Below are 20,643 nucleotides of genomic sequence, written 5' to 3'. Positions count from 1 at the left end.
TTACACAACTCAATTAACAATGTGGTTTTTTTGGAGCTTAAAATATGCAAATGCTTAAATTCGGTAAACTTGCTGCTTTATCATTAGCTTTGGCTGTAGCAGTTGGTTGTTCATCTAAAGGCGGCGACGCTAGCGGTGAAGGTGCAATTGATCCGAATGCTGGCTATGGCGCAGATACTGGTGCTGTTGACGGTAGCTATGACAGCAACCGTAACGAAGAAGCAGCACTGCGTGCGATCACAACCTTCTACTTTGAGTTTGACAGTTCAGACTTGAAGCCAGAAGCCATGCGTGCGCTGGATGTGCATGCCCGTGATTTACAAGGTAACGGTGCACGTGTTGTCTTAGAAGGTCACGCCGATGAGCGTGGTACTCGCGAATACAACATGGCATTGGGTGAGCGTCGTGCTAAAGCAGTACAGCGCTACTTAGTTCTGCAAGGTGTTTCACCTGCACAGCTTGAGCCAGTATCTTACGGTGAAGAGCGTCCAATGGTGACTGGTCATGACGAAAGTGCATGGTCACAAAACCGTCGCGTTGAACTACGTAAGTAATCAGTAATGAAAATTATCCGTCCAACCCTGATAGCTTTGGCCCTCAGCCTGCCAACTTTGGCAGTTGCTGCGATCCCGATCACTGATCGCTCAGCGTATGACGCTGGCACAGGTCAGGGCATGAACGGAGCCGTGACTGGAGGTGGTGCTGCGGCACCGCTTTCAGCTCAAGGTCAATTGTTCATGCAGTTGCAGCAGATGCAGCAAGAAATTGCCACCCTGCGCGGCCTGCTTGAAGAGCAGCAACATGAGCTGCGACAATTACGCCAAGAAAATCTTGAGCGTTACCAAACATTAGACAGTCGCTTAAATGCTTCTGGCAGCGCAGCAGCGCCCAGTGCATCCACGGCGTCTGAGCAACCCGCAGGCGATGCTTCTCAAGCAGCTCCGCAAGCGGCGGCCGCTGAGGCCGATCCTGAAAAAGAAAAGCTGTTTTATGATGCGTCTTTTGACCTGATTAAAGCCCGTGACTTTGATAAAGCGCAGCAGGCTTTTACCGCTTTTTTGCGCAAATATCCCAACAGTCAATACGCCGGTAATGCGCAGTATTGGTTGGGCGAAGTGCACTTGGTGCAAGGTGACTTGCAAGCTGCAGGTAAATCTTTTGCGCTGGTCACGCACAACTATGCTGATCACAATAAAGTACCTGATGCGTTATATAAGCTGGCTGATGTCGAGCGTCGCTTAGGCAATACCGATAAGGCCCGTGGTATTTTGCAGCAAGTGGTTGCGCAATACCCCAATAGTTCTGCGGCGCAATTGGCGCAGCGGGATATCGGTAAACTGTAATACAGTGTTCGGCAGTGCGCCCGCGCTTAATGTGGGGCGCTGCTGCACAGTTTGAGTTGACTTGTGCCGGCCTCGGTGCTGGCAGTCAGTGCAGTTATTGCTACCGTCTTAAACACTTTATCTGTGACTGGCTGCGCTTGAGGATACTTTCCTGCGCCGCTGTGTTATTTTCTCGCCCTTAATGCGCACGACTCGATTTACCTTGCTCAAGTTGGCAGTGAACGGTATTTTGCTGCGCGTTTAGATGATTTTTAGGAGCAGACTGTGCTGACAAAGCGAGCGGTAATTTTATTATCCGGTGGTTTAGACTCGGCCACGGTATTGGCTGCAGCGCGTGCTGAGGGCTATGAGTGCTACACCATGAGTTTTGATTATGGTCAGCGCCACCGCAGTGAGTTAGCGGCATCACGGCGTATCTCTGCGGCGCTGGGTGCGGTTGAGCACAAGGTAATCGGCATTGATTTGGATGGCATGGGTGGTTCAGCCTTAACCGATAGCAGTTTGGCTATTCCCGAGAGTGGCGCAGACAAGACGGCTGCCGAGGATATTCCGCTGACCTATGTACCAGCCCGTAATACGGTATTTTTGTCGTTAGCCTTGGGTTGGGCGGAGGTGCTTAAGGCCTATGATATTTTTATCGGAGTCAATGATGTTGATTACTCCGGTTATCCAGATTGTCGGATGGCCTTTATTCAGGCATTTGAAAAAGTAGCTAACTTGGCCACCCGTGAGGGGGTTGAGGGGCGAGCCTTTCGTATTCAAGCGCCCCTGCAAAGTATGAGTAAGGCTGCTATCATTCGGCTTGGCACGCAGCTAGGGGTAGACTATGCGCTCACCGTTTCTTGTTATCAGGCTGATAATCAGGGGCGGGCATGTGGAGTCTGTGACAGCTGTACATTGCGAAAACAGGGTTTTTTAAACGCAGATATTAACGATCCAACACGATACTTTTGACAATAATTAAGTTTATGCTTGCTCTGGGCTGAAAAAGCCGTATTATGCGCACCCCATCCGGGTCGTTAGCTCAGTGGTAGAGCAGTTGGCTTTTAACCAATTGGTCGCAGGTTCGAATCCCGCACGACCCACCAACTTCGCTCTTCGCATCAATTTACTGTCATCATTGTGTTGTATTGGTTTAAATCATTAAGCAATACACTTGTTAACATTGCGCCCGCGTGCGCTGTGAGGACTGGCATCAATGACGCAAATTTCTGAACGTATTTTAGTTCAAGCACACTTGGCAGCGAAACAGGTTGAAACCCTGACGCCTGAGCAAGAAGCGCATTATTCTGAACGTATTATTGCTGAGCTTAAAGCCCAGAATGCGGTTTTAGTGGCGCATTACTATTGCGATCCTATTATTCAAGAATTAGCTGAGAAAAGTGGCGGCTGTGTGGCTGACTCGCTAGAAATGGCGCGTTTCGGCAGTGAGCACAGTGCGCAAACTTTAGTTGTGGCTGGGGTGCGTTTTATGGGGGAGACGGCAAAAATTCTCAACCCAGAAAAACGTATTTTGATGCCAACGTTAGAGGCTACTTGTTCGTTGGATTTAGGTTGTCCGGTTAAAGAGTTCTCGGAGTTTTGTGATCAGCATCCTGATCGTACTGTGGTGGTGTACGCCAATACCTCTGCGGCGGTTAAAGCCCGTGCAGATTGGGTGGTGACGTCGAGCTGTGCGCTGGATATCGTTGAAACTTTGATGGATAACGGTGAGAAAATTCTTTGGGCGCCGGATGAGCATTTAGGTCGCTACATTCAGCGTGAGACTGGAGCAGATATGTTGCTTTGGGAAGGCGCTTGTATTGTCCATGAGGAGTTTAAGGCGACGCAGTTGGCGGCAATGAAGGCTGTGTATCCAGATGCTGCGGTGCTGGCACACCCTGAATCGCCTACGGCGGTGCTGGAGTTGGCCGATGTGATTGGTTCGACTACGCAGCTGATTAAGGCGACTCAAGAGTTGTCTAATGAAACATTTATTGTGGCAACGGATCGTGGCATTTTTTATAAGATGCAACAGTTAAGTCCGCATAAGACTTTTATTGAAGCGCCCACTGCCGGTGAGGGTGCGGCTTGCCGTAGCTGTGCTAATTGCCCGTGGATGGCGATGAATACGCTGGAGGCGATGTTGCTAAGCTTGCAAAATGGTGACAATGAAATCACTGTTGATCCAGCTTTGATTCCTAAGGCTGTACGTCCTTTGCAGCGTATGCTCGACTTTACTCGTGATGCGCAGATCAAGCTGACGGGCAACGCTTAATACGTTAGCGTGTCTTTAGGGCAGCATCGGTGAGGTGTATGCGTTTGCGTACCGCGCTAATGCTGCTCATGAACCCTGCGCATTAGTGCTGGCACTGCAAGTGGTCAGTGAGTGCTTCGGGGTTGGTGTGGATGGCGCAGCGCCGGCGTTGAACCCCGGACGGGTTCATCAACGCATGAACACCGACCCTGAAGTGCGGCCTGTACAGTAGCTCGTTACGGTTTCAAAGCTCTAGGGAAGAAAGTGGCTGGCGTATCGCGCTAATGCTGCTTTCCCTCAATGAGTCATCCTGACTCAATTCGGGCGTTACGCCATCCCTGGCTGCACTCGCCGCGGCACTGCTTAACCATTGTGGTGGCTGCTGATCTGAAGTACGGCCTGCACAGTTGTCTGCCCAGCAATATACTAAACAGCTAAATCTTAAACTGATTAATTAACCGGCGTTGTTGCTCGGCAAGCTGCGTGAGTTCAGTGCTGGCGCTAGAAGTACGTTCAGCGCCTTGGGCCACATCATCCGCCACACTGCCAATAGTACTGACATTGCGATTAATATCCTCAGCAACCGAGCTTTGCTCCTCAGCTGCACTAGCAATCTGAATATTCATTTGATGAATCACCGACACCGCTTGCGTAATCTCATCTAAGGCACCGGCCGCACTTTGCACATGGGCGACACAATCAAGAGTATGTTGCTGACTAGACTCCATCACCTGCACCGCAGCATGGGTACCGCCTTGCAACTGCTCAATCATCTCCTGAATTTCCTCTGTAGCTTGCTGCGTCTTCAACGCCAAATTACGCACCTCATCCGCCACCACGGCAAAACCACGGCCCTGTTCACCGGCGCGCGCCGCCTCAATCGCCGCATTCAGCGCCAACAGATTGGTCTGCTCAGCAATACTCCGAATACTCACCAAAACACTATTAATCTGCTCGCCCTCTTGCTCAAGATGTTGCACCGTAGCAACTGCGCGGAGAATCTCATCGGCTAAATGATTAATAGTGCTGACCGTGGTCATAATCGTAGTTTTACCGTTTTGGGCCGCCATATCAGCATTATGCGTCGCCTCAGCGGCTTGATTGGCATTGCTGGCAACTTCTTGCGCGGTACTGCTCATCTCATGCACCGCTGTGGCCACCAGATCCATTTCCGTCAGCTGCTTGCGCACACCTTGACTGGTTTGGATAGCAATATCTGCGGTGTTTTCCGAAGCGTCACTGACCCTTTGCACCGAGCTCACCACTTGCCCCATCATGCTTTGCAGCTTGTCGAGAAACGTATTAAAACCTCGGGCAATTTGCCCCAGCTCATCTTGACGGTTACTGCTTAAGCGGCGGGTCAGGTCACCTTCGCCTTGGGCAATGTCGTTAAGAGTATCCGCCATTTGTGCCAAGGGCCGCGCAATACCGCGGGCCATCAGCACAATAGCCAATAATCCCAGTAAGGCTACCAAAACACCGATACCGGTAAGTACCAGCACATTGTGATTTTGTTGCTCAGCTGTTGCCGCGCTAAATGCCTGTAAGTCTGCCTGGACTAAAGCGCTGGGCAGTTGCAGGTAGAGCGTCCACTGGGTGGCTGAATCAGCCAGTTGCAGGGGTAAAAATACTTTGATCAGTCCCGAACTGGCGTCTTCACTGTACTGTGCTGCGCTACTGAGATTCTTCAGAGCGGTCAGTTCTTGGCTGCTCAACAAAGAGCTGGCACTGCGGCCCAGTTCATTGGGGTGACTGGTTGAAGCCACCAAACTGCCGTTACTGGCAATGAGCGCCAACTCTGCCGCGCCACCGTACAATTGCTGCTGCGCTTGGCTGAGCAAGGTTTGAATAAACTCTAGGCTTAAGTCAACGCCGGCAATACCCATAAAGTCGCCGTCCACTAAAATGGGCGCGCTAAAAGATGACATCAGCACAGTTTGGCCATTCATTGCATAGGCCGCAGGATCAATTACACAGCTGCGCTTGGTCTCCTGCACGCAGAGGTAATACTCACCGGCACGCACACCATTGCTCAGCAGGGATTGGCTATTTGGATCGGGCAGCAGCTCTACTTTAGGCGCGCCGTTGGTGTCGCGATACCACCAAGGCACAAAACGGCCGTCCTCATCACTGCCCAACTCAGGCATGCCAGCATACAGATCATCGCTGGCATCCAGGGCGTCAGGCTCCCAAGCAATATAGGCATTGAGTAGGTCTGGGTTTTGCTCAAGGGTGGCTTTTAGCAGGTGGTTTATTTCTGGGCGGGTAATCAGCAGTTGCGGGTTACCGAGGCTGTTTTGCATGCCCAGTAACGCATTTACACGCGCTAAATCTTCGGCAATGGCGATAGGGCGCTGCAGTTGGCCTTTGATCTGTTCGCCGTATTGCTGAGCAATGGCAGAGATATGTTGCTCAGTGGACTGGGCAAATAAGCTTTGTATACGTTGCTCACTACTGGCTTGAGTTTGCTTGCCGGAATACAGTGCGTAGCTTGATAGCGCCACGACCACAGCGAGGACGCAGCTGCCGGCTAAAACAGAAATAGAAACAGAGAGGGATTTAAACGTCATGCGGTGTTCATCCAAGGTTGATCAAAGGCGCGGTTAAGCTGGTGCAAATAGTAGCAGCTGGCTTTTTGCTGGCAAGTATTAGCTTATCGGCAGGGCTCAGTCATTGCATGAGCGCAGGGCGTAAAGCTTTTTTTGTGCGATTTTATTCGGCGCAATAGGCTAAAGCATCTTGCTTTTCATCGGCAGAGCGACAAAATACAAGCCAGCGGATAAAACTGTAATAGACTCCAGTTTATTGCAACCATCGGTATGGCGATGGACGTGCTAAATTACATTGAGGATGAGGTGAAATTTGACGACTTTACACAAAGGTTTAGCGCTTGCCGGTGCGCTGCTATTAACGGGCTGTCAGGCCATCAATACCACAGGTTCCAGCGCGGTGGGGGTGGATCGTAAGCAGTATATGTTCAGTATGCTCAGCACCGATGAAGTCAATCAAAGCTATGCGCAGATGTATCAAGAAACACTGCAGCAGGCGCAAGCTAAAGGTAAGTTGGATACCCGCAGTAATAATGCCAAGCGCTTGCAGGTGATTGGCCAGCGCTTGATTAGTCAGGCCGGCTATTTTCGCCCCGATGCGCGGCAGTGGGATTGGCAAGTGAGCTTGATTGATAGCCCAGAGCTGAATGCCAATTGCGGCCCGGGCGGTAAAATTATTTTCTACAGCGGCATTATTACTAAGCTCAAGCTCACCGATGATGAGATTGCAGCAGTGATGGGTCACGAGATCGCCCACGCGCTGCGCGAGCACAGCCGCGAAGCCATGTCCAAGGCCTATGGTATTGAAATGGCTAAGCTGGGCTTGGGCGCTGTTTTGGGCGTGAGTCAGGAGACAATTGGTTTGGCTGATACCGCCGTGCAATACGGTATGACTTTACCCAACAGCCGCAGCGCCGAAACTGAAGCAGATTTATTAGGCATTGAGCTGGCAGCGCGGGCGGGCTACAACCCCAATGGTGCGGTCAGCCTGTGGCGCAAGATGGAGCAAGTCAGTCAAGGTGCACCTGCTGAGTTTATGAGTACTCACCCTTCGTCCTCGACGCGCATTGCCACCTTGGAAGCCAATATTCCTAAAGTAATGCCTTTGTACGAGCAAGCACGTAAGCGCTAATAAAAACTCTGGCGTAGAGCATCGCGGGCGTAGCGAAGTCGTCCAACTCGCAAGCTGGCGCGGAGCTTGAACTATGGGCTGCCACGTCGCTGTGCTCCTCGCAGAGGTAGGGCGCGTTATTGCGAGGAGCCTTGCGGCGCTCACTTAGGGCTGGCTCTAGCAAGCTCAGAGCTTGCTGCGCTACCTCGCAATAATGCTTTTGGCGGTACGCCGTTTTTTAGCCTTAGATCCGGCGCGCAAAATGGCTAAGCAGCAGGCTTTATTTACTGGCTTTAAAAATGACAAATTTCGCATTGGCTGCGACTTGCTCAACCTTGCTAAACATACGTTTCAAAGTGATGTGGTAACCCAGATGACGGTTGCCGACCACCCATAATTGCCCGCCAGGCTTGAGCGCGCGGTGGCTTTGTTGGAGCATGCGCCGTGCTAAAAAATCGCCCACCACCTGTTGCTGGTGAAACGGCGGGTTGCACAGCACTACATCCAACGTTTGTGGTTGCACCGCGCCCAGTCCATCACCGGCATAAATAGTAACCGGGCGCTGCCCCAGTGCCTGCTGCCAGTTTTCTTGCGCAGATTGCACGGCCATATACGACTCATCCACCAGCAGCAGCTGCGCTTCTGGATTTTCTAAGGCGCAGACAATCGCCATTACGCCATTACCGCAACCCAGATCGGCAACGTGTGCATGACCAAGGCCACTCGGTAAGTGTGGCAGCAGAAAACGCGTACCAATATCCAAGGCTTCGCGGCAAAATACGCCAGCATGGTTGCGTAAGCTGATTTTAGGCTTATCCAGCTCATAGCTGCTTGGGTAAGGTGATTGGGCCTGCGCTATGTTGGTGGGGGTGACAAATAGTAAACGGGCTTTTTTCTCCGCGAGGCTGGCTTGCACTGGGCCAATATAGCGTTCGAGCAAATCACCTGCTGAGCGTGGCAGGTGCTTAATCATGCCTGCGGCAACAATAATAGTGCGGTCGCTGATGTGGCTTTGCAGGCGAATCAGTTGTTCTTCCAGCAGAGCTAGGGTTTTGGGTACGCGAATCAGTACGCAATCATAAGGGCCCTGAAACGCTTGTTCAGATTGCAGAATCTGTACCGCATCTGCTGGGCGTTGATTGTGATCAAGGTTATTGCGCAGAGCTTGGTGGGCTAAAAATGAGTCACCGCTGCTGTGCACTTGCATGTGCTCGGCGAGGCTGATGGCCAGAGCGCCAAAGTTGTCATTGAGGATCAAGCAGCGGCTGTGTCCGCTCAAAGAGAGTTCGCTGAGGTGTTTAAGTAGGTATTCATCCGCAGCATCGAAAGCTTGTAGCGGGCTATTGTGCTGCTCCGGATAGCGTTTTAAGTCCAGCTGGGCATAGGCAGTATTGAGTATAGGCATAGAGATCGCAGGTATTTGTTTGGCCAAAAATGGCGTATTAATAAAGGTACAGTTCGTTAGTGAGGTGCAGTATGAGCGCGAGACAAGAAAAGTTCACCCGACAAACCATTACCAGCTTGCACACTTGGACGCCAAGTCTATTTAGTTTCCGTTGCACCCGTGATGCGGGGTTTCGTTTTACTGCGGGGCAGTTTGCCCGTTTAGGTGTGCGTAAAGCCAATGGGTCCATTGTTTGGCGTGGTTATTCGATGGTATCGAGCCCATTTGATGAGTTTTTAGATTTCTTCTCGATTGTCGTGCCCAGTGGTGAGTTTACCAGTGAGTTGAGTAAGTTGGCGGTGGGCGATGAAATTTTGATTGAAAAGCAGGCCCATGGTTTTTTAACCTTGGATCGCTTTATTGATGGTAAAAATCTGTGGATGTTGGCCACAGGCACGGGGCTGGCACCCTTTTTGTCAATGCTGCAAGACTTTGAGGTGTGGCAGCGTTTTGAGCGGATTGTCTTGGTTTATAGTGTGCGCTCGGCAGAAGAGCTGGCGTACCGCGATTTGCTCGATGAAATCTTAACCCGTGAATATGTCGCCGAATATGCACATAAGTTTACTTTTGTGCCAGTGGTGACCCGTGAGCAAGTGCCGGGCTGTTTGGGCGCGCGGATTACCGATTTACTGACCTCCGGTGAGTTGGAGCAGCATGTGGATTTACCGATGGAGGCGGAGCGCTCACGGGTATTGCTCTGTGGTAACCCTGAAATGGTTGAGGATTGCCGCATGTTGCTGCAGCAGCGCGATATGCAATTGTCCTTAACTCGCAAGCCCGGTGCTGTAGCAGTGGAGAACTATTGGTAGGTTGCTGTTTGTAGTTTTGCTTGGTGTTATTTGCTATGGAGGCATATATCAATCGTGCTAGCAGCACTATTGGTCAATGAGTGCTTCGGGGTTGGCGTGATGAGCGAGCCATGGATGGCGCAGCGCCGGAGTTGAACCCTGGGCGGCTTCATCGACGGACTAACACCAATTCCGAAGTACGGCAGGCACCTGACTCCAAAATAGGGTTGTAACTATAGGTATTAAGGATTATCTATGTGTGCCGTGCCGTGCCGTGCCGTGCCGTTGCTACCTCAGCGCGCCATCCCTGGCTGCGCTTGTCACGTCACCTGCACGGCACTCATTGAGCATCGCTAGGGTTTGCCGGTCTTCTAAAAATACAACATCGCAAAGCCATAGCCCTGGTGGGTGTTGTTAGTTTTTATTTTGCTGTTTAAGCAGGTCACGGATTTCGCTCAGTAGCACTTCCTCGTTGCTCGGCGCTGGTGGTTCTGCCGGCGCTTCCTCGGTCACGTTATCTTCGCGCTTGAGGCGGTTAACTGCTTTGATTCCCATGAAAATTGCAAAAGCAATAATGATGAAGTCAATAATGGTTTGAATGAATTGTCCGTAGGCGATAACCACTGCAGGAATGTCACCTTGTGCGGCTTTGAGGGTGATCACTAGGTCAGTGAAGTCCACACCACCAATCAACATACCCAGTGCGGGAGTAAGTACATCGCCAACAAATGAGCTAACGACTTTACCGAAGGCGGCGCCAATAATAATACCCACAGCCATATCAACAACATTGCCTTTGACGGCGAAAGTTTTAAATTCTTTAAGAATACTCATGCTGTATTTTCCATAGCGAAATTATTAAATAATTGATTGTCTGTCGCGCGACCCTATGCCGCACTTGAAATAGATTATAAGAGACTTTGTGCAGAGAAGTGTTTTTTATTGGCCTAAAGGCCGCAATGCGCAGCGGCAGCATGCGCATTGTTAGGCGGGGGAAATCGAGCGGTGTAGATTAAAGGGTGCGGGCTACGGCAAACTCAGCAAGCTCAACTAGCGCGTCGCGATAACCAGAGGCGGGCAGAACATTAAGACAGTTAATGGCGCGCTGGGCGTAGTCTTTGGCTAAATTTGCTGTGTAATCCAAAGCGCCGGAAGCTTCCACTGCGGCACTGATTTCTGCTAAATCCTCGATACCACCTTTTTGAATGGCTTGGCGCACCAATGCGGCTTGTTCTGCAGTGCCGTCACGCATAGTGACAATCAAGGGCAGGGTTGGTTTGCCTTCAGCCAAGTCATCACCGACGTTTTTGCCTAAGGTTTCCGCATCGCCGCGGTAATCCAATAGGTCATCCACCAGCTGGAAGGCAATGCCCAAATTGTCGCCATAAATACGCAAGGCTTCAGCATGTTGCGCTGAAGCGCCGGCTAGTACAGCAGCGCTGTGGGTGGAGGCTTCAAAGAGCATGGCGGTTTTGCCGCGAATCACTTCCATATAGGTGGCTTCGCTGGTGCTGGCGTCGCGGACTTTAGTTAATTGCAGTACTTCGCCTTCAGCAATGACGCGAGTGGCTTGGGAAATAATATCCATTACCGGTAGAGAGCCTAGGCGCACCATCATTTCAAAGGAGCGAGCATATAAAAAATCGCCAACTAACACGCTGGGCGCGTTGCCCCACTTGGCATTTGCGGTTGAGCGGCCGCGGCGTAAGTCCGATTTATCAACTACATCGTCATGCAATAGCGTGGAAGTATGCAGAAATTCAATCAGGGCAGCCAGAAGGCGTAAATCTTCATCTTTTTTACCCAAGGCATTACCGGCTAATAACACCAGCAAAGGGCGCAAGCGTTTACCGCCTGCGGAGATAATATAATCACCGATTTTTTCTACCAAAGGGATTCGTGAGGAAAGCTGTTGTTTAATGATGCTGTCTACTGCAGCAAAATCTTCAGCGACGATTTGGTAAAAAGCCTGTGGTTGCATGACTCTGCGTACTCCAATAAGGTTGTGCGCATGCTATGAGGCGCGCGCCTTTCTGTCAAGGTAAGGCATACAGAGCTTGCGCCGCGTTTGAACAGTGCGTACAATTCGCGCTCCTGAACTTTACTTGGGCAACTCCCTGCCTTACGCAATTGCAGTGCGTCTTAATCCAATGCACAGCAGCCATGCCAACTGATACCTACTCTTATAAAACGTTGGGTGAGCAGGAATAACGGAGAAATGTGATGTACGCAGTAATCGTAACTGGTGGTAAGCAATACAAAGTCGCTGAAGGCGAATATTTGAAGATTGAAAAACTGGACGTGGCAATCGGCGAAGCCGTAACATTTGACCGCGTTCTGTTAATTGGCAACGGCGAAGATGTAAAAATCGGCGCGCCAGTTGTTGAAGGTGCTAAAGTGACAGCTGAAGTGACCGAGCAAGGTCGTCACGATAAAGTGACAATTATTAAATTCCGTCGCCGTAAGCACAGCATGACGCGTCAGGGCCACCGTCAGTGGTTTACTGAAGTTAAAATCACCGGTATTCAGGCTTAATTGACTGAACCCCAAACTGATGGAGTGTTGATCTCATGGCAACGAAAAAAGCTGGCGGTAGTACCCGCAACGGTCGCGACTCGGAAGCTAAACGCTTAGGCGTTAAGATGTACGGCGGCCAAACTGTAAAATCTGGAAACATTATCGTGCGTCAGCGCGGCACTGAGTTCCACCCAGGTGCCGGTGTAGGCATGGGCAAAGACCACACCCTGTTCGCTAAAGAGCCAGGTGTGTTGAAGTTTGAAGTTAAAGGTGCTTTTGGACGTCGCTACGTAAGCGTAGTTTCAGCCTAAGTAACTTTACACGGAAAAGCCCTGTCATTTGACGGGGCTTTTTTGTTTGTGCAGGCAGTAAAGACGGATCATCCGTGCTTGTTGTATCCTGCGTTAATATTTATCAGCCTGCGGGCTCGCGGGAGGCACAAGAATGAAATTCGTCGATGAAGCATCGATCGTGGTAAAAGCTGGCGATGGCGGCAATGGCTGCATGAGTTTTCGCCGAGAAAAGTTTATTGAATTTGGTGGTCCAAACGGCGGTGATGGCGGTGATGGAGGCTCTATTTATATGGAAGCTGATGTTAACCTCAACACCTTGATCGACTACCGTTACACGCGTCGCTATAACGCGCAGCGCGGCGAGAATGGTCGTGGCGCGGACTGTACCGGCGCTAAAGGTGAAGACCTTATTTTAAAAGTGCCGGTCGGGACCACCATTATTGATGCCGACACCCAAGAAATTATTGGCGACTTGACTGAAGAAGGTCAGCGTCTTTTGGTGGTTGAGGGTGGTTGGCATGGTTTAGGTAATAGTCGTTTTAAATCCAGTACCAACCGTGCGCCACGCCAGACCAGTGATGGTAAGCCCGGTGAGCTGCGCAATCTAAAGCTGGAAATGAAAGTGCTGGCTGATGTGGGGCTGTTAGGTTTGCCCAATGCCGGTAAAAGCAGTTTTATTCGTTCGGTGTCAGCGGCTAAACCTAAAGTGGCGGATTACCCCTTTACCACTTTGATTCCCAATTTGGGCGTGGTCAGTATCGGGCGCTATAAAAGCTTTGTGATTGCTGATATTCCTGGCTTGATTGAAGGTGCTGCAGAAGGAGCAGGGTTGGGGATTCGTTTCCTTAAACACTTAACCCGAACCCGTCTGTTATTGCACATTGTTGATCTGGCACCAATTGACGACAGTGATCCTGCGCAAGCCGCGCAAATTATTGTCGATGAGATTGAGCAGTTTAGTCCGTCATTAATTGAGCGTGATCGCTGGTTGGTGCTGAACAAAGTGGATCAGCTGCTCGATTGTGAGCGTGAAGAGCGCAAGCAAGCAGTGATTGAGCAATTGGGTTGGACCGGCCCAGTGTTTATGATTTCTGCGCTGGATGGCGAGGGCACCAAGGAGTTGGCGCAAGCGATGATGCGCTACTTGGATGAGCGTGACCTGCGCATCAGCGAAGACAAAGAGTATGCCGAGTATCTGACTGACTTGGATCAACGCATTGAAGATGAAGGCCGTGCGCGTCTGCAAGAGCTGGACGATAAGCGCGCCTTACGCCGTGCTGGGGTCAAAGCCATTGAAGATGTTGAAGACGACTTTGATGAAGATGACGAAGACGATGAGGGCGGTGCTGAAATCATTTATGTCCATTGATTGCTGGCTCGGCACTGGTGGTGCTGAGTCTGGGCATTGGCCGCTAAGTATTTAATTTCGACAGGATCTGTGTAATGCGCGACAAAGTGACGGGCGCTCAGCGCTGGGTAGTGAAAATTGGCAGTGCTTTACTGACTGCTGATGGCCGTGGCTTAGACCGCAATGCCATGGCAATTTGGGTGCAGCAGATGGTTACGCTGCGTCAACAAGGCATTGATTTGGTCTTGGTCTCATCCGGAGCTGTGGCAGCTGGCATGAGTCGCCTTGGCTGGATGGAGCGCCCCAGTGCCATTCATGAATTGCAGGCCGCGGCTGCCGTGGGCCAGATGAGTTTGGTTAAAGCTTGGGAAAGCAGCTTTGCTGAATACAATGAGCGCACAGCACAGGTGCTGTTAACCCATGATGATCTATCGGATCGCAAGCGTTACTTAAATGCTCGCAGTACCTTGCGTACTTTGCTGGAGTTGGGCGTTATTCCAGTGATCAATGAGAATGATACCGTTGCCACCGATGAGATTCGCTTTGGTGATAACGATACTTTAGCCGCGCTGGTGGCCAACTTAGTTGAAGCGGATTTGCTGGTTATTTTAACCGATCGCGATGGCATGTTTGATGCAGATCCAAGCAGCAATCCAGATGCGCAGGTCATTTATGAAGCCCGCGCCGATGATCCAAGTTTGGACGCCGTAGCCGGTGGTAGCGCTGGCGCTTTAGGGCGTGGCGGCATGCAAACTAAGTTGCGTGCAGCCCGCTTGGCTGCGCGTTCTGGAGCCTATACGGTGATTGTTGGTGGCCGTCTAGAGCGGGTTTTGGATCGCTTACATGCGGGCGAGCGCTTGGGCACTTTGTTAACCACTGAGCAATGCCGTGATGGCGCACGCAAGCAATGGCTGGCGGGGCACTTACAAACCCGAGGTACTGTGACTTTGGATGCTGGCGCAGTCAAAGCTTTAACCCGTGATCACAAAAGCTTATTGCCCGTGGGAGTGACTGCGGTGGCAGGTAACTTTTTGCGCGGTGAAATGGTGGTGTGCGTGGATGCCCAAGGTGTTGAAGTGGCCCGTGGTTTGAGTAATTACAGTGCTGCTGAAGCAACGGCAATTATTGGTCAGTGCTCTGAGCAAGTTGTCGAAACACTGGGTTATATGGCTGAAGCTGAGCTGATTCACCGTGATAATTTAGTGGTGCTGTGATCTAGCTCTGCCGAGCTCTCCAGCGCGGCTTTAACCGGCGCTGGAGCTGATGTTTGTTATTCTTGCGGTGATTTGCCCAGTAGCGCTAAGGGTTTAACAGCCTGAGCTGGCGCGCTACTGGGCTTGCTTTTCTGCTTAATCTCCCAGTGGCCATAGGTTGGTAATGGGGTAGCGGCGATCGCTGCCAAAACTGCGTTTACTGATTCGTGGCCCAACTGCTGCTTGGCGACGCTTGTATTCGCTGATGTCCACTAAGCGTAAAATGCGCATAACCGTTTCTTTGGCAAAACCTTGCTGAATAATTGCCTCGGCGCTGCAATCCTCTTCCACGTATAAACGTAGCACTTCATCAAGAATGTCATAGGGTGGCAGGCTGTCTGCATCTTTTTGATCAGGTGATAGCTCAGCGGAAGGTGGACGGCTAATCACTCGCGCAGGAATCACTGGGCTTAAACTATTGCGGTAGCGGGCGAGGCGATAAACCATATTCTTCGACACATCTTTAAGTGGCGCAAAGCCGCCGGCCATATCGCCATAGAGGGTTGAGTAGCCCACAGCTGTTTCACTTTTGTTGCTGGTGGTAAGAACTAAATAGCCATTTTTATTGGACAGAGCCATCAGCAAATTGCCGCGACAGCGGGCTTGCAGGTTTTGCTCGGTGGTGTCATTGGCTGTGCTGGGTAGCTCGGCAAAGACTGGTTCTAGCACTTGGGTAAAGGCTTCGACCATGGGGGCAATGGCGAGGGTTTTATAGTCCACGCCCATAGTGAGAGCTTGCGCGGCGGCATCGTCTTGACTGATTTGTGCGGTGTAATGATAAGGCATCATTACGGCTTGTACTTTATCGGCTCCGAGAGCGTCTGCGGCAATGGCTAAGACAACAGCAGAGTCAATGCCGCCGGATAAGCCCAGCAGTACTCCGGGGAAGCCGTTATGTTCAACATAGTTGCGCAAACTCATCATTAACGCTTGGTAGATGCTGGCTTCTTCACTGAGCAAAGGTTCTACTGTGGCGCGCTCCACATGGCAGTCTGAGCGGGTAAACTGCAGTTCTACGGCACACAGCTCTTCGCTAAAGGCTGGAGCACGCTGGCGTAGGTTGCCTTGGGCATCAACGCTGCAGCTGCCGCCATCAAAAATCAAATCATCCTGTGCGCCAACTTGGCTGGCATAGAGGATTGGCATGTGCGCGCGTTGGGCATGGTTGCTGAGCATCTGCTCGCGTTCTGCTTGTTTGTTGAGATGAAAGGTTGAGGCGTTGAGGCTGACAATCATCTTGGCTTTAGCAGCGCTGGCCTGCTCTATAAAGGCGTTTTGCCAAATGTCTTCACCGATGCCTATGGCAATTTTTATGCTGTTAATGTCAATGCATAAGGGTTCGCTGCCTGGGGTGAAATAGCGTTGGGCAAAAGCGGTGGGATCGGTGGGGAGAAATTGCTTTTTATAAACGGCTTGAATCTGCCCTTGGTAGAAGTGCGCGCAGCAGTTATAGCGCTGGTTGTGTTCAAGCCAAGGGTAGCCGACCAGGACGTGTAAGTTATGCGGCAGGGCGGTGCAGAGTCGAGCTAGGGCTCGTTCGATGCGTGTTTGCATGCTGGCGCGTAGCAGTAGGTCTTGGGCGTTATAGCCGCACAGTGATAGCTCGGGGAAGACTATGAGGTCGGCTTGTTGGTGGTGCAGTGCGTGTACGCTTGAGTCAAGGATACGTTGCACGTTGCCGTCAATATCTCCGACGCGCATATTCAGTTGGGCCAATACGGTGCGCAATGTAGTTGCCATGCTCAATCCTTTCAAAGTAATCAGGGCTGCAGTTTAACAAAGAGCGGTCTAGGGTGGGTAAATTGCGCTAGATATAAACAGTTGCGCTGGGTTGTGATGGTGTTTTTGCTGATGTTGGTGGCGATAAATTGGTTATCATCCAGCAAATCAATAAAGCGTTTATTTTTTTCGTAAAGACACTACACTGAAGTTCGTTTGTTGGGGCCTGCTGAGTTGGGTTCTGTATTTATTGACTGTTGTAAAGTAGGGGATGAGTGATTATGCAGTTACAAGATAAGGTTATTATTGTGACCGGTGGCGGCCAAGGTTTGGGTCGTGCGATGGCGGAGTATTTAGCGGCTAAGGGTGTGAAGCTGGCGTTGGTCGATTTGGATCAAGAGAAGCTGGATGCTGCGGTAGCTGCGTGTGAAAGTGCCGGTACGCAGGCCCGTGCTTATTTGTGTAATGTGGCTAATGAGGAGCAGGTTGCGCATATGGTGGCGCAGGTTGCGGCTGATTTTGGTGCGATTAACGGTCTAATTAATAATGCTGGAATTTTGCGTGATGGTCTGACGATTCGTGTGAAAGACGGTGAGATGACGAAGATGAGTCTGGCGAATTGGCAGGCTGTGATTGATGTGAATTTAACCGGGGTTTTCCTGTGTACCCGTGAAGTTGCGGCGAAGATGATTGAGTTGAAAAATCAGGGTGCGATTGTGAATATTTCTTCAATTTCCCGCGCCGGTAATATGGGGCAGGCGAATTATTCTGCGGCGAAGGCGGGTGTGGCTGCGGATACTGTGGTTTGGGCGAAGGAGTTGGCGCGTTATGGGATTCGTGTCGCTGGTGTTGCGCCGGGCTTTATTGAAACTGAGATGACTTTGAGTATGAAGCCGGAGGCTTTGGCAAAAACTACGGCGTTTATTCCTTTGCAGCGTATGGGTAAGCCGGAGGAGATTGCGCATTCGGTGGCTTATATTTTTGAGAATGACTATTTTACCGGTCGTATTCTTGAGCTGGACGGTGGTTTGCGCTTGTAAAAGGTTGCGGTAGTTAGCGAGTGATGGCGTATGCCGTATTCGAGAACACAAAAGAGGCGTGCTGCGCGCTTGCAGCACATACCGCTGATTCAGTAGTGCCGCGCTGGTGCTGCGGCTAGCGTAGCCATGGATGGCGCAGCGTCCGAATGGGGGCAGGATGACCCGTTGAGGGGAAAGCAGCATTAGCGCGGTACGATAAACCTCGTGCTTTTGTGCTCTTAGCTAAAATAACCCAGCAAATAATGGTGTATGCCGTACTTCGGGGTGGGGTTAATCCGTCGATAAACCCGTCCAGGGTTCAATTCCGGCGCTGCGCCATCCTTGGCTACGCTCACCACTCCACCCCGAAGTGCTCGTTGATCATTTATATGGTTTGGGTTATTGCAGTGGCGGTCATGTCGTACCTGATACTCTGTGTGCTCTTTTCTAAAGTTGCTTAGCAAATAATGGTGCATGCCGTACTTCAGGGTGGGGTTAATCCGTCGATGAACCCATCCAGGGTTCAACTCCGGCGCTACGCCATCCTTGGCTACGCTCACCACTCCACCCCGAAGTACTCGTTAATCATTTATATGGTCTGGGTTATTGCAGTGGCTGTCATGCTTATGCCAATAAAGAGCGGGCTGTGTCTTTTCAGCAGTAAGAGCTGTTGAGCTCTAAGTATGTAACTAACCGAAAACACAAAAGAGGCGTGCTGCGCGCTTGCAGCACATACGACTGATTCAGTAGTGCCGCGCTGGTGCTGCGGCTAGCGTAGCCATGGATGGCGCAGCGCCCGAATGGGGTCAGGATGACCCGTTGAGGGAAAAGCAGCATTAGCGCGGTACGACAAACCTCGTGCTTCTGTGCTCTTAGCTAAAATAACCCAGCAGATAATGGTGCATGCCGTACTTCGGGGCGGGGTTAATCCGTCGATGAACCCATCCGGGGTTCAACTCCGGCGCTACGCCATCCTTGGCTACGCTCACCACTCCACCCCGAAGTACTCGTTGATCATTTATATGGTTTGGGTTATTGCAGTAGCGGTCAGGTTGAGCGAGGCGCGATAAATCCTGGGCTTCTACGCTCTTATCTGAAGTGCTAGGTGATTTTTGGTATTTGATTGGTTGACATTACCGGCCAATAAGGCACTCTTTAAACTCTTAAACGCAAAATCTAATATTTGAGTTAGCTATGTCAAAGCCCCTTGTTGAAAGAGCTCCAGAGTTTAAATTAGAAAACTTCGATCTCAGCAAAGCACTACCTTTTATGGCTCAGTATGCTGAAGTAGATAGCCAAGGACGCTATTTGCATTGGAGCCAACTCAAGTGGCGAGTGCCGAGAAATGATGCCAAAACCATCTGGTCTGTTATTAAATTTAAACGCCACTTAAAAGCTGTGCTATTGCCACTTAAAGATGAAAGTGGCGCGCACTTCTCATACGTAGTGCCCCATTCTATGGAGGCAAAGCTGCATCAGGTGATAAAAATTGCAGGCGGCAGTATGGGGGCTGTGGCCGGTAATCGTGCATCAGACAGTATTCAGCAGCGGTATTTAGTGTCATCGCTGATTATGGAAGAAGCAATTACTGGTGCTCAGCTTGAGGGTGCAGCAACCACCCGTGAAGTAGCGAAAAAAATGCTGGAGGAAGAAAGAGAGCCTGTCGATCCTGATGAGCGGATGATTCTTAATAATTTTTTATTACTCAAGTATGCAGAGCGCATTAAAAAACAGGACTTAAGTATAGATTTGATTCTTGAGTTTCACCGGATTGCTACGCAGCATACCAGTGAAAATAACGTCACCCCAGGTGAGTTTAGAACGAGTAATGATATCTATGTCGAAGATGAAAAGGGCGATATAGCGCACAAGCCTCCGTGCTATACGAAGCTACAAGAGCGTTTACAGCAGTTATGTGATTTTGCTAACGCGGACCATAACGGTTTGGCGGGAGGGCTGTTTATTCCTCCGGTGATTAAAGCGGTTATTTTGCATTTTATGCTGGGCTATGAGCATCCATTTCGTGATGGTAATGGTAGAACAGCAAGGGCTTTGTTTTATTGGTGGATGCTTAAAAATGAGTACGATTTATTTAAGTACGTATCCATTAGTAAGTTGCTGAAAGATGATCCGCGGGGCTATGGTTTGTCTTTTCTTTACACTGAAAAAGATCAAAATGATTTAACCTATTTTATTGATTTTCAGTTGGATATTATTTTGCAGGCTTTCGCTGATTTGCAGGAGTATTTGCAACATAAAACTCAGGAGTTTCACCAAGTGGTTGCGCTTCTTGAGGGGTCTAGATTCAGTGGGTTAAATTTTATTCAAAAGGATTTACTGAAAAAAGGTACTAAAGAGCCGGGGCGTGTTTTTACGGTGAAGGAAATTGCGAGTACCTATGAGGTCGCTGAGAACACTGCGCGTAAGTATTTAAATCAATTGGCAGAATATAAGTTGTTTCTTCCAACTAAAGATGGTCGAACATTTATCTATTTGGCTCCTGCTGACTTAAAGCAGCGGTTGCACAGCGCTAAATAATTATGATGCTTGCGTACTCGTGAACTTCAGTAACATCAGTGTTGATGTATGCCGTACTTCGGGGCGGGGTTAATCCGTCGATGAACCCGTCCGGGGTTCAACTCCGGCGCTGCGCCATCCTTGGCTGCGCTCACCACTCCCACCCCGAAGTACTCGTGAATCATTTATATGGTTTGGGTTATTGCAGTGGCGGTCATGTCGTACCTGATACTCTGTGTGCTCTTTTCTAAAGTTGCTTAGCAAATAATGGTGTATGCCGTACTTCAGAGCGGGGTTAATCCGTCGATGAACCCGTCCGGGGTTCAACTCCGGCGCTGCGCCATCCTTGGCTACGCTCACCACTCCCACTCCGAAGTACTCGTTGATCATTTATACGGTCTGGGTTATTGCAGTAGCGCTCAGGTTGCACCTGAAAGTTGTATTTGTGTGCTTTGAGCGTTGTTATAAACGAGGCTCTTAACCACTAAGAGCAGTTGAGTTATAAG

General features: G+C 50.4%; 18 protein-coding genes and 1 tRNA gene. 14 read left to right on the top strand and 5 right to left on the bottom strand.

What is annotated here, in order from left to right; all coding sequences use genetic code 11:
- Positions 1–44 precede the first annotated feature (44 nt).
- From pal to O6P33_RS11810, 6 genes are all read left to right on the top strand, one after another.
- Positions 45–554: a peptidoglycan-associated lipoprotein Pal gene (pal, locus tag O6P33_RS11835; RefSeq protein ID WP_269817978.1), complete on the top strand. Its 510-nt coding sequence runs from the start codon at positions 45–47 to the stop codon at positions 552–554.
- A 6-nt stretch (positions 555–560) separates the two neighbouring features.
- Positions 561–1,343 (top strand): tol-pal system protein YbgF, encoded by a 783-nt coding sequence (ybgF, locus tag O6P33_RS11830; RefSeq protein ID WP_269817977.1) that lies wholly within the window; start codon positions 561–563, stop codon positions 1,341–1,343.
- Between the two features lie 264 nt (positions 1,344–1,607).
- Positions 1,608–2,297, top strand: a complete 690-nt coding sequence (gene queC / locus O6P33_RS11825) for a 7-cyano-7-deazaguanine synthase QueC (protein ID WP_269817976.1) — start codon at positions 1,608–1,610, stop codon at positions 2,295–2,297.
- A 59-nt stretch (positions 2,298–2,356) separates the two neighbouring features.
- A tRNA-Lys gene (locus O6P33_RS11820) sits at positions 2,357–2,431 on the top strand.
- A 110-nt stretch (positions 2,432–2,541) separates the two neighbouring features.
- Positions 2,542–3,600: a quinolinate synthase NadA gene (gene nadA, locus O6P33_RS11815; protein WP_269817975.1), complete on the top strand. Its 1,059-nt coding sequence runs from the start codon at positions 2,542–2,544 to the stop codon at positions 3,598–3,600.
- A gap of 34 nt (positions 3,601–3,634) precedes the next feature.
- Positions 3,635–3,811, top strand: a complete 177-nt coding sequence (locus tag O6P33_RS11810; protein ID WP_269817974.1) for a hypothetical protein — start codon at positions 3,635–3,637, stop codon at positions 3,809–3,811.
- Between the two features lie 202 nt (positions 3,812–4,013).
- On the opposite strand, the gene O6P33_RS11805 is transcribed toward O6P33_RS11810, so the two are convergent.
- On the bottom strand, positions 4,014–6,149 hold the full coding sequence (locus tag O6P33_RS11805) for a methyl-accepting chemotaxis protein (RefSeq protein ID WP_269817973.1): 2,136 nt from the start codon (positions 6,147–6,149) through the stop codon (positions 4,014–4,016).
- Between the two features lie 292 nt (positions 6,150–6,441).
- Here O6P33_RS11805 and O6P33_RS11800 point away from each other — a divergent pair, with 292 nt between their 5' ends.
- On the top strand, positions 6,442–7,260 hold the full coding sequence (locus tag O6P33_RS11800; RefSeq protein WP_269817972.1) for a M48 family metallopeptidase: 819 nt from the start codon (positions 6,442–6,444) through the stop codon (positions 7,258–7,260).
- Between the two features lie 259 nt (positions 7,261–7,519).
- Here O6P33_RS11800 and O6P33_RS11795 read toward each other — a convergent pair whose 3' ends face one another.
- Positions 7,520–8,644: a methyltransferase gene (locus O6P33_RS11795; protein WP_269817971.1), complete on the bottom strand. Its 1,125-nt coding sequence runs from the start codon at positions 8,642–8,644 to the stop codon at positions 7,520–7,522.
- A 71-nt stretch (positions 8,645–8,715) separates the two neighbouring features.
- Between O6P33_RS11795 and O6P33_RS11790 the strand changes: the two genes are divergently transcribed.
- Positions 8,716–9,492: a ferredoxin--NADP reductase gene (locus O6P33_RS11790; protein ID WP_269817970.1), complete on the top strand. Its 777-nt coding sequence runs from the start codon at positions 8,716–8,718 to the stop codon at positions 9,490–9,492.
- 393 nt (positions 9,493–9,885) lie between these two features.
- On the opposite strand, the gene mscL is transcribed toward O6P33_RS11790, so the two are convergent.
- Together mscL and O6P33_RS11780 are read right to left on the bottom strand one after the other, a co-directional pair.
- Positions 9,886–10,305: a large-conductance mechanosensitive channel protein MscL gene (gene mscL, locus O6P33_RS11785; RefSeq protein WP_269817969.1), complete on the bottom strand. Its 420-nt coding sequence runs from the start codon at positions 10,303–10,305 to the stop codon at positions 9,886–9,888.
- Between the two features lie 178 nt (positions 10,306–10,483).
- The gene (locus tag O6P33_RS11780; RefSeq protein ID WP_269817968.1) at positions 10,484–11,452 is read right to left on the bottom strand and encodes a polyprenyl synthetase family protein; all 969 of its coding nucleotides are present in this window, start codon (positions 11,450–11,452) and stop codon (positions 10,484–10,486) included.
- 242 nt (positions 11,453–11,694) lie between these two features.
- On the opposite strand from O6P33_RS11780, the gene rplU reads away from it, so the two are divergent.
- The 4 genes from rplU (at position 11,695) to proB (ending at position 14,843) form a co-directional block, all read left to right on the top strand.
- Positions 11,695–12,006 carry a 50S ribosomal protein L21 gene (rplU, locus tag O6P33_RS11775; protein ID WP_269817967.1) on the top strand — a complete coding sequence of 104 codons (312 nt, stop codon included), beginning with the start codon at positions 11,695–11,697 and terminating at the stop codon, positions 12,004–12,006.
- Between the two features lie 35 nt (positions 12,007–12,041).
- Positions 12,042–12,299, top strand: coding sequence for a 50S ribosomal protein L27 (rpmA, locus tag O6P33_RS11770; protein WP_269817966.1), 258 nt, complete (start codon positions 12,042–12,044; stop codon positions 12,297–12,299).
- 133 nt (positions 12,300–12,432) lie between these two features.
- On the top strand, positions 12,433–13,650 hold the full coding sequence (gene cgtA, locus O6P33_RS11765) for an Obg family GTPase CgtA (protein WP_269817965.1): 1,218 nt from the start codon (positions 12,433–12,435) through the stop codon (positions 13,648–13,650).
- A gap of 74 nt (positions 13,651–13,724) precedes the next feature.
- A complete protein-coding gene (gene proB, locus O6P33_RS11760; protein ID WP_269817964.1) occupies positions 13,725–14,843 on the top strand; it encodes a glutamate 5-kinase in 1,119 nt (372 codons plus the stop codon).
- 135 nt (positions 14,844–14,978) lie between these two features.
- Here proB and O6P33_RS11755 read toward each other — a convergent pair whose 3' ends face one another.
- A complete protein-coding gene (locus O6P33_RS11755) occupies positions 14,979–16,622 on the bottom strand; it encodes an NAD+ synthase (RefSeq protein ID WP_269817963.1) in 1,644 nt (547 codons plus the stop codon).
- A 260-nt stretch (positions 16,623–16,882) separates the two neighbouring features.
- On the opposite strand from O6P33_RS11755, the gene O6P33_RS11750 reads away from it, so the two are divergent.
- Both O6P33_RS11750 and O6P33_RS11745 read left to right on the top strand, forming a co-directional pair.
- Complete coding sequence (locus O6P33_RS11750) at positions 16,883–17,641, top strand: SDR family oxidoreductase (protein ID WP_269817962.1); 759 nt, start codon at positions 16,883–16,885, stop codon at positions 17,639–17,641.
- Between the two features lie 1,173 nt (positions 17,642–18,814).
- The gene (locus O6P33_RS11745; RefSeq protein ID WP_269817961.1) at positions 18,815–20,158 is read left to right on the top strand and encodes a Fic family protein; all 1,344 of its coding nucleotides are present in this window, start codon (positions 18,815–18,817) and stop codon (positions 20,156–20,158) included.
- Positions 20,159–20,643: the final 485 nt, after the last annotated feature.

Source organism: Denitrificimonas caeni, assembly GCF_027498055.1.
In the GTDB taxonomy this organism is placed as follows: domain Bacteria; phylum Pseudomonadota; class Gammaproteobacteria; order Pseudomonadales; family Pseudomonadaceae; genus Denitrificimonas.
This window is presented reverse-complemented; position numbering and strand designations above follow the sequence as displayed.

Excerpts from the sequence above, each read along its gene's own strand:
- proB (WP_269817964.1), top strand. The coding sequence starts at position 13,725 with ATGCGCGACAAAGTGACGGGCGCTCAGCGCTGGGTAGTGAAAATTGGC.
- O6P33_RS11745 (WP_269817961.1), top strand. The coding sequence starts at position 18,815 with ATGTCAAAGCCCCTTGTTGAAAGAGCTCCAGAGTTTAAATTAGAAAAC.
- O6P33_RS11795 (WP_269817971.1), bottom strand. The coding sequence starts at position 8,644 with ATGCCTATACTCAATACTGCCTATGCCCAGCTGGACTTAAAACGCTAT.
- rplU (WP_269817967.1), top strand. The coding sequence starts at position 11,695 with ATGTACGCAGTAATCGTAACTGGTGGTAAGCAATACAAAGTCGCTGAA.
- nadA (WP_269817975.1), top strand. The coding sequence starts at position 2,542 with ATGACGCAAATTTCTGAACGTATTTTAGTTCAAGCACACTTGGCAGCG.
- O6P33_RS11750 (WP_269817962.1), top strand. The coding sequence starts at position 16,883 with ATGCAGTTACAAGATAAGGTTATTATTGTGACCGGTGGCGGCCAAGGT.
- O6P33_RS11755 (WP_269817963.1), bottom strand. The coding sequence starts at position 16,622 with ATGGCAACTACATTGCGCACCGTATTGGCCCAACTGAATATGCGCGTC.
- mscL (WP_269817969.1), bottom strand. The coding sequence starts at position 10,305 with ATGAGTATTCTTAAAGAATTTAAAACTTTCGCCGTCAAAGGCAATGTT.
- rpmA (WP_269817966.1), top strand. The coding sequence starts at position 12,042 with ATGGCAACGAAAAAAGCTGGCGGTAGTACCCGCAACGGTCGCGACTCG.
- O6P33_RS11790 (WP_269817970.1), top strand. The coding sequence starts at position 8,716 with ATGAGCGCGAGACAAGAAAAGTTCACCCGACAAACCATTACCAGCTTG.
- O6P33_RS11805 (WP_269817973.1), bottom strand. The coding sequence starts at position 6,149 with ATGACGTTTAAATCCCTCTCTGTTTCTATTTCTGTTTTAGCCGGCAGC.
- pal (WP_269817978.1), top strand. The coding sequence starts at position 45 with ATGCAAATGCTTAAATTCGGTAAACTTGCTGCTTTATCATTAGCTTTG.
- cgtA (WP_269817965.1), top strand. The coding sequence starts at position 12,433 with ATGAAATTCGTCGATGAAGCATCGATCGTGGTAAAAGCTGGCGATGGC.
- ybgF (WP_269817977.1), top strand. The coding sequence starts at position 561 with ATGAAAATTATCCGTCCAACCCTGATAGCTTTGGCCCTCAGCCTGCCA.
- O6P33_RS11780 (WP_269817968.1), bottom strand. The coding sequence starts at position 11,452 with ATGCAACCACAGGCTTTTTACCAAATCGTCGCTGAAGATTTTGCTGCA.